Source organism: Arthrobacter globiformis NBRC 12137, from assembly GCF_000238915.1.
GTDB classification, from domain to species: Bacteria; Actinomycetota; Actinomycetes; order Actinomycetales; family Micrococcaceae; genus Arthrobacter; species Arthrobacter globiformis.
Genome location: NZ_BAEG01000108.1, coordinates 1 through 1,101 on the forward strand (window position 1 = coordinate 1; position 1,101 = coordinate 1,101).

The 1,101-nt window shown below is 63.4% G+C and carries 1 protein-coding gene; it reads right to left on the reverse strand.

Going from position 1 to position 1,101, the window contains the following annotated elements; translation table 11 throughout:
• Positions 1-1,089: copper amine oxidase (locus ARGLB_RS20270; RefSeq protein WP_444541682.1), on the reverse strand; the 1,089-nt coding region annotated here is incomplete at its 3' end.
• Positions 1,090-1,101: the final 12 nt, after the last annotated feature.

A 1,101-nucleotide genomic window follows, 5' to 3' on the forward strand; every position in this document is an offset into this window, starting at 1 on the left:
GTTGGTGGTGCGGGTTTCGGTGGGGAGGTTCAGGGTGGGGTTTTGGTTGAAGAAGCCGTGGGGTTCGAGCATGAAGCCGATGTTCTGGCGGGGCATCACGGGCCAGTCTTCGAGGCGGACGACGTGGTGCATGCCGAAGGTGTACCAGACCACGAGGTCCTGATCGACGATGTTCCGGTCTTTCTGGGTCCAGATGTGCAGGCCGTCATCGGCGCCGGTGGCCTGGTTCGGGTACTCGCCGGCGGCGAAGCGTTCGGTCCGGTCGTAGGCGGTGACCCAGAGGTTGTTCCGGGCGAACTGGGCGCGTTTGGAGACGTAGGACTCGTCCCCGGCGGCGAGCTGGATGCCGTTGGTGGGGATCAGCCGGTAGGCGACGGGTTCGTCCACGATGTTCTTCTTCTCGTGGTTGGCGATCTTCCAGAACCGGTGCTTGGCGCCGTCGGTCTTGCGGATCGCGGCCTGTTCGGTTTCCAGGAGCCGGTCCACTGCCTTGAACGCGGTGTGGGTGGGGTTGTGCTCGGGGTATTCCATGTCCACTTCGTAGACGGCGTTGTTCGGGCCATCGACCTCGAAGTCCATCCGGACGTTGAACATGTGCTGGTGGATCGGGGCGTAGAGCCCGTCGTTGTTCAGGGACTGGCCGTACGGGCTCTTCGCACCGGGCTGCTGCCCGGCGGTGGAGAGGATGCCGGTGGCCTTGACCAGGAACTCGATGGACCCATCGAGGAACAGGTGCCAGTAGAACGCGTACTCGTAGTTCGCGACCGTGGCGATGAAGGAGATCACGAGCTTGCGGCTGCGGCGGGTCTCGGCGGTGCCCTCACGGAAGTCGAAGTGCTTCCACAGGATCGAGTCGTCTTCCTCGTGCATGCAGATCGCGTTCTCGATCGTCCACGGGTTGCCGTGGCTGTCCACGCTGTGCCCGTCGAAGTACTGGATCTCGCCCAGGCAGTCACAGCCCAGGGTCAGGGAGTTGGCCATGTTGCCGATGTTGTACTCACCGGAATCGAACGCGTTCTTCTTCGCCTGCACCGGGGCGGTGTCACCGTACGGGACGACCATTTCCGAGAGCGAGGCACGGTTGATCACCGGACGCTCCAC